The sequence below is a fragment of the Bifidobacterium saguini DSM 23967 genome (assembly GCF_000741715.1).
GTDB classification, from domain to species: Bacteria; Actinomycetota; Actinomycetes; order Actinomycetales; family Bifidobacteriaceae; genus Bifidobacterium; species Bifidobacterium saguini.
Genome location: NZ_JGZN01000013.1, coordinates 226,423 through 241,229, shown reverse-complemented (window position 1 = coordinate 241,229; position 14,807 = coordinate 226,423). Strand labels below are relative to the sequence as shown.

Annotated in this window: 9 protein-coding genes; 8 read left to right on the top strand and 1 reads right to left on the bottom strand. The window is 52.1% G+C overall.

Translation table 11 applies throughout. From position 1 onward, the window contains the following. Positions 1-199: 199 nt before the first annotated feature. The 8 genes from BISA_RS09320 (at position 200) to BISA_RS09285 (ending at position 14,070) form a co-directional block, all read left to right on the top strand. Positions 200-409 (top strand): LPXTG cell wall anchor domain-containing protein, encoded by a 210-nt coding sequence (locus BISA_RS09320; protein WP_033891578.1) that lies wholly within the window; start codon positions 200-202, stop codon positions 407-409. Between the two features lie 157 nt (positions 410-566). Continuing rightward, the gene (locus BISA_RS09315; protein WP_033891577.1) at positions 567-1,433 is read left to right on the top strand and encodes an aldo/keto reductase; all 867 of its coding nucleotides are present in this window, start codon (positions 567-569) and stop codon (positions 1,431-1,433) included. 289 nt (positions 1,434-1,722) lie between these two features. Beyond that, complete coding sequence (locus BISA_RS12045; RefSeq protein ID WP_237746132.1) at positions 1,723-2,646, top strand: LacI family DNA-binding transcriptional regulator; 924 nt, start codon at positions 1,723-1,725, stop codon at positions 2,644-2,646. Positions 2,647-2,841: 195 nt separating this feature from the next. After that, positions 2,842-4,110 (top strand): ABC transporter substrate-binding protein, encoded by a 1,269-nt coding sequence (locus tag BISA_RS09305; protein WP_033891576.1) that lies wholly within the window; start codon positions 2,842-2,844, stop codon positions 4,108-4,110. 133 nt (positions 4,111-4,243) lie between these two features. Further along, entirely contained in the window at positions 4,244-5,182 is a 939-nt protein-coding gene (locus BISA_RS09300; protein ID WP_033891574.1) for a carbohydrate ABC transporter permease, read from the top strand. After that, positions 5,179-6,012: a carbohydrate ABC transporter permease gene (locus BISA_RS09295; RefSeq protein ID WP_033891573.1), complete on the top strand. Its 834-nt coding sequence runs from the start codon at positions 5,179-5,181 to the stop codon at positions 6,010-6,012. Before BISA_RS09300 ends, BISA_RS09295 begins: the two co-directional genes overlap by 4 nt. 16 nt (positions 6,013-6,028) lie before the next feature. After that, positions 6,029-8,155 (top strand): hypothetical protein, encoded by a 2,127-nt coding sequence (locus tag BISA_RS09290; protein WP_033891572.1) that lies wholly within the window; start codon positions 6,029-6,031, stop codon positions 8,153-8,155. Between the two features lie 266 nt (positions 8,156-8,421). Next, positions 8,422-14,070, top strand: coding sequence for a glycoside hydrolase family 2 (locus BISA_RS09285; RefSeq protein WP_033891571.1), 5,649 nt, complete (start codon positions 8,422-8,424; stop codon positions 14,068-14,070). A 122-nt stretch (positions 14,071-14,192) separates the two neighbouring features. On the opposite strand, the gene rimM is transcribed toward BISA_RS09285, so the two are convergent. Continuing rightward, a complete protein-coding gene (rimM, locus tag BISA_RS09280) occupies positions 14,193-14,807 on the bottom strand; it encodes a ribosome maturation factor RimM (RefSeq protein WP_033891570.1) in 615 nt (204 codons plus the stop codon).

The window sequence follows — 14,807 nt, the reverse complement described above, 5'->3', positions numbered from 1 at the left end:
TGCGTTCAATGCACTCTTATGAGTGAGTTTTCAAATATATGCAAACAGTGCGTTTGCCTGCGTGTCGTAGCTGACTACGTAATTTTTGTCAAGTTCATCACAACGCCCAACCTGTTCGCATAATGGAGGAATTTCGTACTGCGATAAAGGAAACGGGGGCGCTTGTTAACTGAGTTAAACGGCCCCGTGTTCCTCCGGTTTGCTCGGCCTTAACCACAAGGCTCCGGCATTCGAGAACACGTACACGCCGCCGCTGTCTGACACCGGCTCCAACACGGCAACCATTGCAGCACTTGCCCTGATGCTGCTTGGTGGCGGACTGATGGTGGTTGCCATTCGCCGCAAGCGCGAAAGTGTCGCTGCCGTGGCGGTCACCGTGGCCTCGGCCCGAGGTAAGCATCGTAAGTAGCGATGATTCGCTAGTACGAGCGATGCACTGCCTCGCATGAAACTGCCTTGCCATCCCAATATGACATTGGGATGGCAAGGCAGTTTCATATTCAAGGCCTATAGTGGCCAGTAGAGTGTTTTGCACTTCATTGCACCTATATAGCAAAGGAGCCACTATGGCACTGTTCCGCAATCTTGGTCCGTTTTCCACTACGGCCATCGGTCACGGCGAAATGCCGTTGACTATTGAAAACAATCGTGGTCATGAAGTCGGTTTGGAAACCCTGCATGCTTCATTGGATGCCGGATGCCGCCACATTGATACCGCTTGGGCTTACTACACGCCCGGCCAAGAGGAGCAAACCGGCGAAAAGCTGGTGCGTGAGGCTTTGGCTACGTGGAAGGGCCCGCGCAATGAAGTCACTGTGGCCACCAAGATTGGTCTGCGCCGCGTGTGGGGTGAGAATGGAGAGCCGCTATGGCCGCGTGATGGCAAGCCGGAGCATCTGATTGAATACGGCAAGCAGTCTGCTATGGCGCTCGGCGTGGACACCATCGATTTGCTGTACCTGCACCGCCATGATCCGGAAGTGCCGTACAACGAATCCATTGAAGCGTTGAAGCAGCTGGTGGATGAGGGCGTGGCTCGCGTGGCCGGTGTTTCCAATGCCTCCATCGAGCAGATTGACATTGCCCGTTCCATTCTGGGAGACAAGCTGGTGGCCGTGCAGAACCAGTATTCCCCGGTCCATCTGGAAACTCAGGACACGCTCGACTACTGCGCCAAGCTTGGCCTTGCATTCGTGTGCTGGAGCCCGCTCGGTGGCTACCGCCATCCGTATGACGAGTCCAAGTTCGATTCGTTCCGCGAAGTGGCCGCCGCCCACGGTGTGAGCTACCAGCAGGTGGTGCTGGCTTGGGAGCTCGCCAAGGGCAATCATATGTTTGTGATTCCAGGTGCCCACCGCCCCGAAACCATCCTCGACTCCCTGAAGGCCGATCAGCTCGAGCTCAGCCCCGAAGAGCTCGCCAAGCTCGGCTGATTCTGCGTTTCATGAAAAGGCACACCGAGAGTAATCGGTGTGCCTTTTTCCATGAGAAATGGGCTTTCTTCGGGAATGGGCAACGCTGATTGGGGCTCGGCCGTACGTTTTCTGCGCTGATGTTGTTCGAATACGAAGCGTGTTGCTCAAGCTATTTGTTTATACGCTTCAATACACTGGTTATTGAGTTGTTCAATACATGTCGACATGCAAACAATGAGGTGAACATGGTTACCGCGAAAGATGTGCCAAGAAGGCAGGGGTTTCTCAAGCCACGGTCTCGTATGTGATGAGCGGTAGCCGCCCTATTTCCGAAGCGACCAAAAAGCGCGTGCGTAAAGCAATGGATGAATTGGGCTATGTGCCCAACATCAACGCTCGTTCTCTTGCGGGTGGCAAGGTTGGAGTCATCGGCGTGCTGGTGCGCATGGACGAGAACACCGATCTTGCCGAACTTCGACCATTCCTTGTGGTGATTATGGAAGAGGCGCGTAAGCGCGGTTCCAGCGTGATGCTGGTACCGGCCGATGAGGGCATCGAAGGGCTTCGGCGCATGGCTCGTCAGGGCTTGGTTGATGGCGTGCTCGTATTTGATATCGAATGGCATGACAGCCGTCTGGAGGGCATCGCTGATTTGAAGATACCGGTGGTACTGATTGGCACCACGGAGAATTCCTATGGGCTGCCGTGCATTGATGTGGATTATCGGCGCGTGGCCCAGCTGGCGGTCAATCGTCTGGTGGAAGAAGGCGCTCGAAAAATTGCGGTGATTGGTGATTGGGGTAGAAGCTCCGATCGCTTCGCCTTCTCGAAACTGTTCGGCAGTGAAGCGCGTGTGGTCGCTCAGGTTCTGGGTGTGGATTATGAACTGTTCACGCCTCCTGAGCGAGGATGGCGTGGCATATGGGCGATGAAGGATATGCTGCTTGATATTGCGAAATGCCACGGTGGCGTGGCGGTGCGTACTCCTCATGCGCTGGAATCGTTGCTTGAGTTGTGCGTTGAATTGGGTATTCGGCCCGGCAGTGATTTCTATTTGGTCGCAGTATATGTGGATGGTTTTGAGGATGCGCTGCGCGTACCGGTGGATAACATTGATCCGGTGCCTGAGCTGGTATCTCGGCAGGCGGTGGCTATGCTATTCGATCAAATCAATGGTCATGTGGTAACCGGTTCTCGATTCATCGCCCCGCGAATTACGGTGCGTTCGTAGATGATGGTTTGATTCCTCCCCTATATGAAGCGGCGCTTTGGCGTCGCTTTTTTGTTGGTTCCATTAAACCAAAATGGGCATGCTTCTTTGAGTTTATGCGCTTCAACACGCCGAGCTTGCCGCTGTGGAATACAGTGATATCTTTATTTATACGCATCAATGTTGAAGCGTATAACCAATTGAAAGGAAAAGGTTATGAAGGGTTTCACAAAGAAGGTTGCCCTGAAAACAGCAGTGGCGCTGGCGGCTGCTGCAGCTATGGTGGTACCGATGGCAGCATGTGGTTCCGGTACCGCAGGCGGTTCCGGCAAAACCAAGATTACGTTCTACTCATACTTCAAGGATTCTCAGATTGGCGATGTTGTCAAGGGCTTTGAGAAGAAGAATCCGGATATCAAACTTGATATCCAATATGGTCAAGACCCCGCCCAGTACGTCTCCACACTGCAGACCCGCCTTGCCGGTGGCAAGCCGCCGACCATCTTCAATCTGACGATGGATAATCGTACTGATGTCATGAAGTCCGGTGCCGCGATGGATCTGACTGGTGAGGATTTCCTTGACGGCATCGATGACACCAACTTCGCTCTGTTCCAGCAGGACGGCAAGACCTACGGCATGCCTGTTTCCGCTTGGGTTGGTGCCTTCTTCTACAACAAGGACATTTTGAAGAAGGCTGGATACGATGAATTCCCGAAGACGTGGGACGAATTCATCGAAATGGGTAAGAAGATCAACGATTCCGGCAGCACCGCATTCCTGGAAGATTTCAATACCCAGATTGCAGGTTCCTTCACCGGTCTGCTGGCCAGCTACTACGGCGAGCAGGGCAAGAGCGGCGACCTAGATGAAGATATCTGGAGTGGCAAGTCCACGTTCGCCAAGGATTGGACTCCGGTCTTCCAAAAGTGGGAGGATGCAGCCAAAGCTGGCGTGATTCCGCAGAAGTCCGTTGGTCTTTCCGCTGACCAGGTCAAGCAGGAATTCGTCAGCGGCAACCTTGGTGTGATGCGTTCCGGTCCGTGGGATCTGCCTGATCTTGAGAAGTCCGGCATCGATTTTGGTGTCGCTCCCTTCCCGGCCTACAGCAAGGAAGACGGCCAGTGGATTAATGGTGGCCCTGATCAAGGCTTCGCCATTGCTGCCAAGGCTTCCGATCAGGAGAAGGCAGCCGCTAAGAAATTCCTCGCTTACCTCAACAGTGAGGAGGGCTTGAAGGCCTTTACTACCGCCGCTGGCACGCTTTCCCTCTCCAGCAAGTACACTGCTGAGACTCCGGACGCCCTGAAGGATGTTGTCGACAACTACTTCAAGACGAACAAGTTCTACTGGGTCAACTGGCCGAAGTCCCCGACTGTGATGTCCACCGAAGACATCGCTCAACAGCAGAAGCTGGTTCAGGGGCAGATTTCCGCCAAGGATGCAGCCGAGGCTCTGGACGCAAAGTGGGCGACGTTGAAGTAATACATCACTGATTATTCATAGATCTCATTCTCTTCTTGTATTTCCTCTCTCCTCCGCGGGGCCGTGCCGATCGCCCATTCGGCGATAGGCACGGCCTTCTCAATTCATTCGACTCGCTTTCAAAGGATTCCCCATGACCGCTGCAACCATAGGGCATGCTTCTGCAACCACGAAACACAAGCATGCATCATCATCCCTTTGGGCAGAGAACCTTTCGTCGCTGTGGTTCCTTCTGCCAATCATCATTGTTTTCTCCATCCTGACGCTTATTCCGCTGGTGCAGTCGTTCTTCTATTCACTCACCGATTATGACGGCTACTCCACAACATTCAACTTTGTTGGCGTAAGCAACTATGTGGCGATTTTTAAAGACCCATCGCTGCTCTCCGCTCTTGGATTCACCCTGCTATACGCCTTCGCAACCACGCTTCTGGTCACATGCTTCGCCATCCCGCTGGCGGTAACACTGAACAAAGCTATGTGGGGCCGCAGTTTCGCCCGCTCCCTGTTCTTCTTTCTGGGTGTTCCCGCGCAGGCCATCATCGGTCTGATTTGGCAGTACATTTTCTCCCCGCTCGGCTCTGGCGTAATGAACAAGGTGCTTGCCGTATTCGGCATCCCCAATGTGCCTTGGCTGGCCGACGACAATTGGGCCCGCTTCTGTGTGATTTTCGTAGCCGTATGGATGCAAGTGGGCTGGCATGCCACACTGTATCTCGCCTATTTACAAACCATTCCAGCTGATTTGTATGAGCAAGCTCGCGTGGATGGTGCCAATAGCCGTCAGCAGTTCTTCCACATCACGCTGCCGCAGCTTATTCCCGGCATCGTAGTCTCCATGTTCCTGCTGATGACCGGTGGCCTGAAGATTTACGATCTGCCATACACCTTGACTGGCGGTGGTCCTGGATACTCCACGAACACCTTGTCTCAAGCCATCATCCTTAAGGGCATCGGCCAAAGCCAGTATGGCTTGGGTTCTGCACTCTCTGTGCTTTTCACTCTCGCCTGCATTATTGTCATCGCCGCGCAGACCGGCATCGCTAACGCCGTGGAAAAGAGGTTCCAATGACACCGTCTCAGCGTGAACTCGTTAAGAAAATCATCCGTACCATTGTGGTTCTGGCGCTGGCCTTGATTTGTGCAGTGCCGTTGTACTACGTGCTGATTAGCTCGTTCAAAACCTCAATCGATATGATTAAGAATCCGCTTGGATTACCTGCGCGATGGACATTCGACAATTACAAAGAAGCATTTGCGGACGGCACGATTGTTCGCGCATTCATCAATACGCTGATTGTCACGGTGGTTGCCGTGGCTCTGCAGGTACTCATCGGTTCTATGGCTGCTTTCGGTGTGATTTATAAAAAATCGAAGTTTACTGCCATCGTCGGCGGTGTGCTGATGGTCACTTTCGCTATTCCTGCGCAGGCAACCATGCTGCCGCTGTACCGCATGGAATCCGACTTCGGACTCGTGGATTCACTACTCGGCTTGATTGTGCTGTACATGGGCTCCAGTGTGTTCTGCTACTTCCTCATTGTCGGATACATGAAGTCGCTGCCGCAGGAGTTGTTTGAAGCCGCGAAAATCGATGGGGCTGGCCCGTGGCGTATTTATTACCGGATTGTGCTGCCGCTCATTACTCCGATTTTGACCACGGTGGTCGTATTCCAGGTGATGGGTACGTGGAATGACTTCCTCCTGCCGAGTGTGTTCCTGAGCTCCACGGAAAACCAGACTGTGGTGCTACAGGTCTACAACGCCGTGCAGCAATTCTCCACCAACTGGCCGCTGTTTATGACCATCACGGTTCTTGCCTTGGTCCCGGTATTCATCTTCTTCTGCTTCTGCCAGAAGTGGATTGTATCCGGACTGGTTGCAGGCTCCGTTAAGGGCTGAAAGGGAAGTGCCTGTTATGTCTGTAACACTTACTGCAGCACAGCAAGCTGCCATCGAGCGTTCAAAGCGAGAAGCTCAGGCTACCTCCAATTTGACCGAATATGCTGGTTCCGCACTGAAATTCGGTAACGGACGTGCCCTGCTCGATCAACAAACAGGAGCCCCAGTGGCGTTCATCAATGATGACAATCCTGAACGTCACTACCTTCTTGACGACAGCGTCTCATGGCACACTTCAGATCAATATTGGGGGAGCGGATACGCTATCACATCCCTGGGCGGCGCCCAATGGAATAAACCACACCAGTATGAAGTTTCCGGTGGAGAAGAACATCAGATTTTCGCCATTACCGGTACCGGATTAGCTCTAGATGTGACTCGCACTGGCGGAGAACGGTTAACCGAACGATATGAGTGGCGCAATGTTACCAATCAGACGGTTACCATCACTGGCCTCGGCGTTCAAGCTCCATTCAACGATCGCTATCCGGGCGCCTCAAAATCTCTCCGTGAATGTGTGAACACGCACATATTCGCAGGAGGCGACTGGAGCTGGGTGCTGGCCAAGCCAATGAACGGGCAAGGCAATCGCCTCGGATTGATTGTGCGCGAAGGCGCAATTAACGCGTACTCCATCCAATCGCGTAACCAAGTCACCTATTCGGATGTTCGCGGACATATCGTGCTGCAAGTCACCGATCAAGCCATCAATCCGGATTCCTTTGGCGGGCAGCCCAGCATTGTTCTTGAACCCGGCGAATCCTATGTACTGTCTTGGGAACTGGGATGGTATGCGGACGAGCAGTCATTCCTGAGTGCCACCGACGCTCCGGCTACATTCTCATCGATGAGTGCCACCGTTGGACAAAGCATCATCGTGACCACCGAGCGTGAGGTCAAGGCCATTGGCGGCGGGCTCACAGTTCAACGTACCGATACCGGCGATGTGCTTACTGCGGACCATGCTGGGACCTATCAGCTGGCATTAGTGGATGGTGATGCACGCGCTCACACGGAAGTGCTGTTCCACAAGTCGCTCAAAGACACGGTCAATGATCGTGCGCGTTACATTCTGAAGCATCAGGTAGCTCATGAACGTGAAGGCGTGCTTGCTGGCGCGATAGTTGCCACCGATGTGCGCAGTGGAGTGCATTTCATTGATGCCAGCTGGAACGATTGGTCGGACGGCTCCGAACGCATTGCTATGCCAGTGTTGCTGCAGCGCTCGCTGAACCTCGGCTTTTTGGAGGAACCCTTACGCGGGCCAGCACAGCAAGCTGCCGATCGTTGGCGTGATTTCGCGGAAGCTGCGCTCATCGATGAAACCGGAGCGATCCGCCGTGGCTCAGGTCTGCCGGAATCCGAATTCGGCGGCCGTCTTTATGACTGCCCGTGGATAGTGAGCTTCTATACCGAGCATTACTACGCCACCCATGATGAGCATGACATCGATATGGCGCTGAAAATCTTCGACCGCGCGGCTGAAATCGGGGGCGAGCACTTCCTCAGCATCGAATTTGCAGAGAGCAGTGCCACATTGGCTCATGTGCTGGAAGTTGCCGGTCGATTGGAAGATGCCAAGAGGCTACGAGCCCGCGTGGTGGCCAGTGCCGACTACTTCCTCAAGCTTGGTAGTGATCTGCCTTACCATGAAGTCTCCTATGAGCAGTCCATTACCGCTCCATTGGTGAGTTTGCTGTTGGAGGCTCACCGCATCACTGACCGCGCAAAATATCTGGATGGAGCGTTGGAGCGCCTGCAATGGCTGCTCTCGTTCAGCGGTCCACAGCCAGATTCTCGCCTTTATGGTGTGGCCATCAGGCATTGGGATGGCTACTGGTTCGGCATCAACCGCCAATTCGGTGATGTGTTCCCGCATTACTGGTCCACGCTGACGGCGGAAGTACTGGCCAGGTTGCCGCAATCACATCGCACCAAGGAAACCGACGTACTGGCCAAAGCCATTTTCGAGGCGAATATGGCGAATTATGGTACAGACGGTTCCGCCACCTGCGCTTATGTATTCCCCTCCAATGTGGATGGTCGCGCTATGCATCAGGCCGATCCGCTGGCCAACGATCAGGACTGGCATCTGAATATTTGGATGCGCATGATTGCCGAAGAAGATTTCCCTTCGGACTGATTATTCGGGGCACGTCATTGCAGCGGTGGCGTGCCCTTTTTTGACGATACATACGTTGTCAGCGGCACACAGGCTGTCGGCAACATTGCAATGGGGGAAGGCTGATTTTGAAAAAGAGGGAAGAGAGGGGGTGATATGGAAGCCGTACGGTTGCGCCAAAAACGCGGCGGTGACTGTGACGGCAACAGTAAGGGTTCTGATTAAGCCTCTGCAACGAGTATGAGCAGATGTGCTTTTGTATACACATACGAAAGGATTTATTCTCTATGAACAACCAACAACGGCGTTGGGTTGCCGGAATGGTGTCAGTAGCGGCGCTGCTTACATCATTTTCATTGCCGGCGTATGCCAACGAGTGGAATCCGGAACAAGTGGATGCCACTACATCACATGTCGGCACGGCAGCAACAACTGATGCGGCGAAAAAACGTGTATTAGCAATGGCTTCCAATGGAGATTTCGCTGGATACATCAATTACGCATATAAGCAATCTGTCAGCATGGATCAGCCGCAGTATCAGGATTCCTCGAACAACCATTCGGCTGACCATGCGGTAGACGGTGATAGCACTACCATTGCCCAAGCTTCTGCTGGTCAAAAGTTTGCGCTGACTATTACGCTCAACGAAGTAGTTGAGCTCAATACCATCACCATCAAAAATAAAGAGTCCAAGTTACCTATTAACAAATACACAATTAGTTATTCGTCAGATGGGCAGAATTGGACAGATTTAGAGGAACAGTCCGTAAGTGATGATGAGAAGCAGAATTTGACTGCTATTGCTTCATTAGGCGACAAACCGGTGAAGGTGAAGGCCTTCAAGGTTGCAATCACTGATGCGGCTACGTGGTTCGCGATTACAGAGATTGGAGCTTATAACACTGACAAGCTGCGAGATATTCAGGCTGATGTAGCCTCTGGAACAGAGCTGCGCCCTGGTTCACAGGTGCGGCTTGCGTCTCCTGATTCAGATGCCGCGATTCATTACACTACGGATGGTTCGCAGCCTACGGAAAAATCTGCCGAATATCGCGATGGCATTACTATTGACCGTGATGTCAAGATACGCGCTATAGCGGTGCAGGATGGGCGAGAGTCTTCCAACATTGCTGAATTCGAGTATGCAGTGCAAAAAGTGTATTCGTCTGTAGCGCCCGGCAGAGTCAAGCAAGGTACGAAGATTGGCCTGCGTTCTGCCTGGAGCGATGCGAAAATCTATTACACCACCGACGGTTCCGACCCAAAGACACAAGGCAAGCTTTACGATGGTACCGAGTTTAAAGTGGATGGATTCCTGAGCATCAAGGCGTATGCCAAGGTCGGAGATCAAGCCTCACATGCGTATACGCTGCTATTCTCTACTACCAATCTTCCTGCGGATATGAAGCTTACATTCTCTGCTTCCAGTGCCCAGAATGGCCAGGCAGCGGATAAAGTAGCCGATGATGACGCTACTACGGGTTGGGTGCCGGTTGAACAGAACCAGGATAACCAGTGGATCAAAGTGGACATGGGAGCTCCATTTGATTTCGATGGCATCTCATTGACATGGCCGCAAGCCAATGGTGGGTATTTATACAAAATTGAGGTATCCGATAATGATGTAGCCTACCGCACGTATTACGAGGGGACTTCCACTGGTGCTACGGATAGCGTTCCTTTAGCTGAAAGTCATATTCGCTATATGCGCATACGTGTGCTCGGCGCCGCTTCGGGTGCTATTCGCGGATTGAACGAATGGCAGATTTTTGGAGCGAAAAGCACTGATGGTGTGAACGAACTCACCATGAAGGGCAATTCGGCAAAATATGATCGCGTTGTAGTCAACAAGATTCCGGAGCAGGTTGCCGGTGTGAAAACTCCGGTACTATCGTTGAACGGAACTTGGAAAGCGACGTTGACGCCTCAGAACGCTTTCTGGCGCGATTCTACGGACACTAGCGCATGGAAAGATGCGCAGGTGCCAGGTGATCTTGACTCCCAAGGGTTCCCGGTGTATTACCCGGATGATCCCAACAAGCATGATACTGCATGGGGCAATGGTCATGTGCCGTGGTGGCCGGGCAACAATATTGAGACACCATACAAGAGGCAGATTGATGTACCCGCGGATTACAAGGGCAAAAAAGTGTTCCTTCGCATAGACAAAGCGTTCAATTACTCACGCGTATGGGTGAATGGGCACTTTGTTCGCGATCACCGTGGCGCATACAATTCCTATGATGCGGATATCACCGATTATGTAAAGCCTGGAGAAACCAACTGGATTACTATTTCGACCATTGCGGAAGGTAATACTTTCGACAACGAAGGCGACACCTCATACAGTGGCGCATACGGTTTCTTTGAATTCCGCCATACTCGTGGACTTGTTGGCGATATCTCCATGTATGCCACGCCCGCATCATATGTGAATCGAGTCCAAGTGGATACTGATTTAGATGATGAGTATAAGGATGCGACGCTGAAACTCACGACCAGTGGTGTGCTCGCTAGCGGGAAGACGAACGCTACGGTGAAATTCTCCCTTAAGGATGCTGATGGCAAGACCGTGCCCTTGAAGAATGACACGATAAGCCTCAAAGACAGCCTAAAGGATCAGTCCATTTCGAATCATATTGAGAATCCGCTGAAATGGGATGCCGAACATCCGAATCTCTATCAGCTGACTACTAAGGTTCAAGTGGATGGCAAGACCGTAGAAACCTTCAACCAGAAGATTGGTTTCCGCGAAGTGCAGGTCAAAGGCAACAAATTCTTGGTTAATGGTGTGCCGACCAAGATGCGTGGCTTTAATTTCCAAGCATATTATGGTGTGGAATCTATGGATGAGCTTGGCAAGGACTGGCAAACGCAAAAACGGTTGCTGGAAAAGGTCAAGGAACTCAACGGTAACTTTATCCGTGCCTCGCATTTCCCGATCAATGATCAGTTGTTGGAGCTGTGCGATGAACTTGGCATTTATGTGGAGCAAGAGAATTCCATTACTTTCGTAGGCGAATTCGCTGCGGGCGCTGCATATCAGGAACGGTACCGTGAGTACATAGTTCACACCGCCAATGAAATGGTGGAGAAGGACCGTAGTCATGCCAGCATTGTCATGTGGTCATTGGCCAATGAATCCAATTGGGGCCAGAACATGGCAGAAGAAGCGGAATACGTCAAGACTGAAGATCCCACGAGACCAACCATTTTCTCTTGGGGTGGCCGAGTGGCAGATCATACGAATGTTGACGTGCTCAGTTATCACTACCATAACGGCGGTGATGGCATTCGCTTTGCGGAAAGCACTGGTAAGCCGGTGATTTGGGATGAATACGCGCATGGATTCATCAGCGGTTCCATTAACAAATTGCAATATAACCCTGGCTATCGTGAGCATTACTACCAGACCATTTTGGCGGATTGGAGCCAGGTCTACAGTGCCGATAACTTTATGGGTGGTGCTATTTGGAATCTTGTCGATTACTACAATGAAGGTTTGAACCAGACCAACGGTGGTGTCGGCACGTGGGGTCAGTTGGACATCTGGGGACGAGAGAAACCAGAAGGCTACGCTACCAAGAATGTGTATTCGCCAGTGCAGTATCAGGGAGCAAATGCTATTGATTTGCCGAATGATAATACAGCTGCACTCAAGCTGAATTACGAGAACCGATATGAGACTGTTGATTTTGGCGATAACGATTTTGCCGTGTACGCCACTGTTTCCAACCAAGGTGAAACACGTGTGAAGCGAACTAAAATTAGTGGAATAGCACTGTCCCCAAAGACCAAGGGCGACATCAGCATTCCGGCACCAAAAGGTGGCTGGCAGTATGGCGATCAAGTTCAGTTGGAGTTTGAAAAGACCACTTCAGGCATCACCCGTAACGTGATCACGCATATCGTCACTATCGGAACTAAGTCTTATGCGTTCCCGGCATCATATGGCAATGCGCCTCGGATAGAGGAGCATGACAACGAAGTGAAAGTCGTAGGAAGTAATTTTGATATTGCTTTCTCGAAGGCCACCGGTCTAATTACTGCAGGCAATTATGATGGCAACACATTGCTTGTCGGAGGACCATACCTGAATGTCGACTACCGTGGTGTTTCCGGCTGGACATTGAGCAGCCTCCAAACGGAGACTACACGAAACGGGACGGTGAAAGTCATTATTGCCGGCACCTATGATAGCGGTCATGCTGTAACCTTCAATTTGACGATTGATGGCCAAGGCAAAATCGTTACTGACTACACCATTACTGCCAATGGCACGCTATGGACCTACGAGTTGGGCGTTGCCTATGATTCCGCCCCGAACATGGACAAAGTCAGCTGGAACAGGAACGGTTACTTCACGTACTATCCTGACTATCAGTATGGCGTAAATGATGGTACGGCAGATAGGACTGTGACATACAAACGCCAGTATGGTGTTCGTCCACCCTCCACAGCTGCTGACGGTTCATTCAATGCTGATGCCACGCCCTGGAAGCTTGACGACAAAGACTTCTTCGACTTTGGCAACAGCGATCAAGGAAATCGAGGAACCAATGATTTCCGCGGCAGCAAGAACAATATCTATTACGCTGAAGCTGGATTCTCTGGCAACAGCGGCATAGTAAGCGTCGAAGGCACTGGCACAGGTGCTATCAAGCCAAGCGTTAATGCCGATGGCAGTGTGCATTTCGGAATCGACGATTGGTGGGGTTATCCGGCATCGGATTTGGAATACCATAAATCGGAGTGGGGTCTTACCGGCACATATTCCGGCTCTGTCACGATACGCCTTGGCAATCAATCAAAGGCACGTTACGCGAACTATGTGTCTGCGGACACGAGCAAGCGATTGACGATTGCCGCTGATAACAATGTTGCCGCTGTTACTGCAGATCATGGAACGTTGGACTTCAATGTAATTCATGGAACCGAAGATGTGCAGTGGCATGTTCTTGATACCGATGGCAAGAAGAGCTCCAAAGCTGTAATTAATGCTGATGGATTGCTCAAAGCCCAAGCCAATGGTTATGTCGTGGTTAAAGCCGTGGCAAAGGATGGCACGGGAACATCTGATGCGGTCATCGTGTCAATCACAGGGCAGTCCAAGAGCGATAAATCTGATCTGAAGACGGCGCTTGCCGAAGCGGAGAAGTTGAAGCAATCGGACTATACGCCTGCTACGTGGAAGGTGTTCGCTCAGGCGCTTGCCGATGCTGAGGCAATCGTAAAGGATGATTCAGCGGATCAGGTTGCAGTGGACAACGCTCTTCAGGCATTGACTGGAAGCCAAACGGCTCTTGTCAAGAAGGCCTCCGTCAAGGCTTTGGAAGCTGTGATTGATCTTATCGGCAAACTTGATTCAACCAAGTTCACCGATGAATCCTGGTCTGCACTGCAGAGTGCTGTTGATGCAGGCAAGAAACTGGCTGATGATCCGAATGCTGCTCAGTCTGATGTTGATGCCGCAGTTGTGTCTATTCAGACGGCTGTACAACATCTGCAGGTTAAGCAGCCTACTTCGGAGCTCGGTAAGGTCGACAAGACTGGTCTCGAGGCCTTGATCAAGGTCGTGGACAGCGGAGTACTGGATCTCAGCCAATACACGGATGAGTCTGTCTCGGCTCTGAACAAGGCGCTGGTGTCCGCCCGCGCTGTGTTCAAGGATAAAGATGCTACCCAGCAACGTGTCGACACCGCGGTAACGGAACTATCCGATGCTCTTAGCGGTTTGGAACGCAAAACGGCTACTCAACCTGGGCAGTCCGACCAATCATCTGGACAGCTTGACCGAGTTGGACAGTCTGGCGGGATTAATCAAATGAGTGCCACCGGCAGCTCTGTCATGGTGATTGCAGTTGTCGCCATAATGGCTTTGGCTGCAGGACTGATTGGCATTGCCACGAAGTACTCGAAGCGCTATTGCGAATAATCGAATAACTGGCTGGGCGTCGAGGATTAATTTCTGCGATACTCGGCTAGTTGTATTTGGATAGCAAACGGAAGACCTCTTGGTGCACGTACACCAAGAGGTCTTCCGTTGTTCACTGTTTGTCACAGTCCCGGAATCAGACCACCGGGCGGGTCGAGCGTGAGGTACTGCTCATCTAGGTCGATGTCGGGTACCAGCTGCTCTACGAACGGGATTAGTGCGGTCTTCTCGACCACATCCTCACCCTTGGAATTCTGGCCGGTAATCACTGGCTCAGTCAAACGGATCTTGAGCAACGACTGGGCGGGGGAGTCGACCACATCGACTACTTTGCCGACTACCTGGCCGGCCGGCAGACCCAATCCGTTGTCTTCAGACAGTCGAGCCTCAAGACCAATAAGATCCTTCGGATACCATTCGTCCGCTTCCAGCATTTCATCCGGGTCATCGGCCTCACCGTAGAGTTCGATGCCGTTCAATGCTTCGGCGGCGGTACGATCGTCGGCACCTTCGAACTTGATGATCCAGCGGTCCTTGAACGTGCGGGAGTTCTCAACAATGTACTCGGTTTCACCGCTCTGATCGTAGAGCACGGAACCCGGCTCAAATCGCCATTCCGGATCATCGGTATACAGGCGAACGGTAACTTCGCCCTTCAAGCCTTGTGCCTTACCAATACGAGCGACCCTCAGCAACTCGAGCTGCTGAGGGTCGTCGTGCATGTCTTGCTGTGCCAT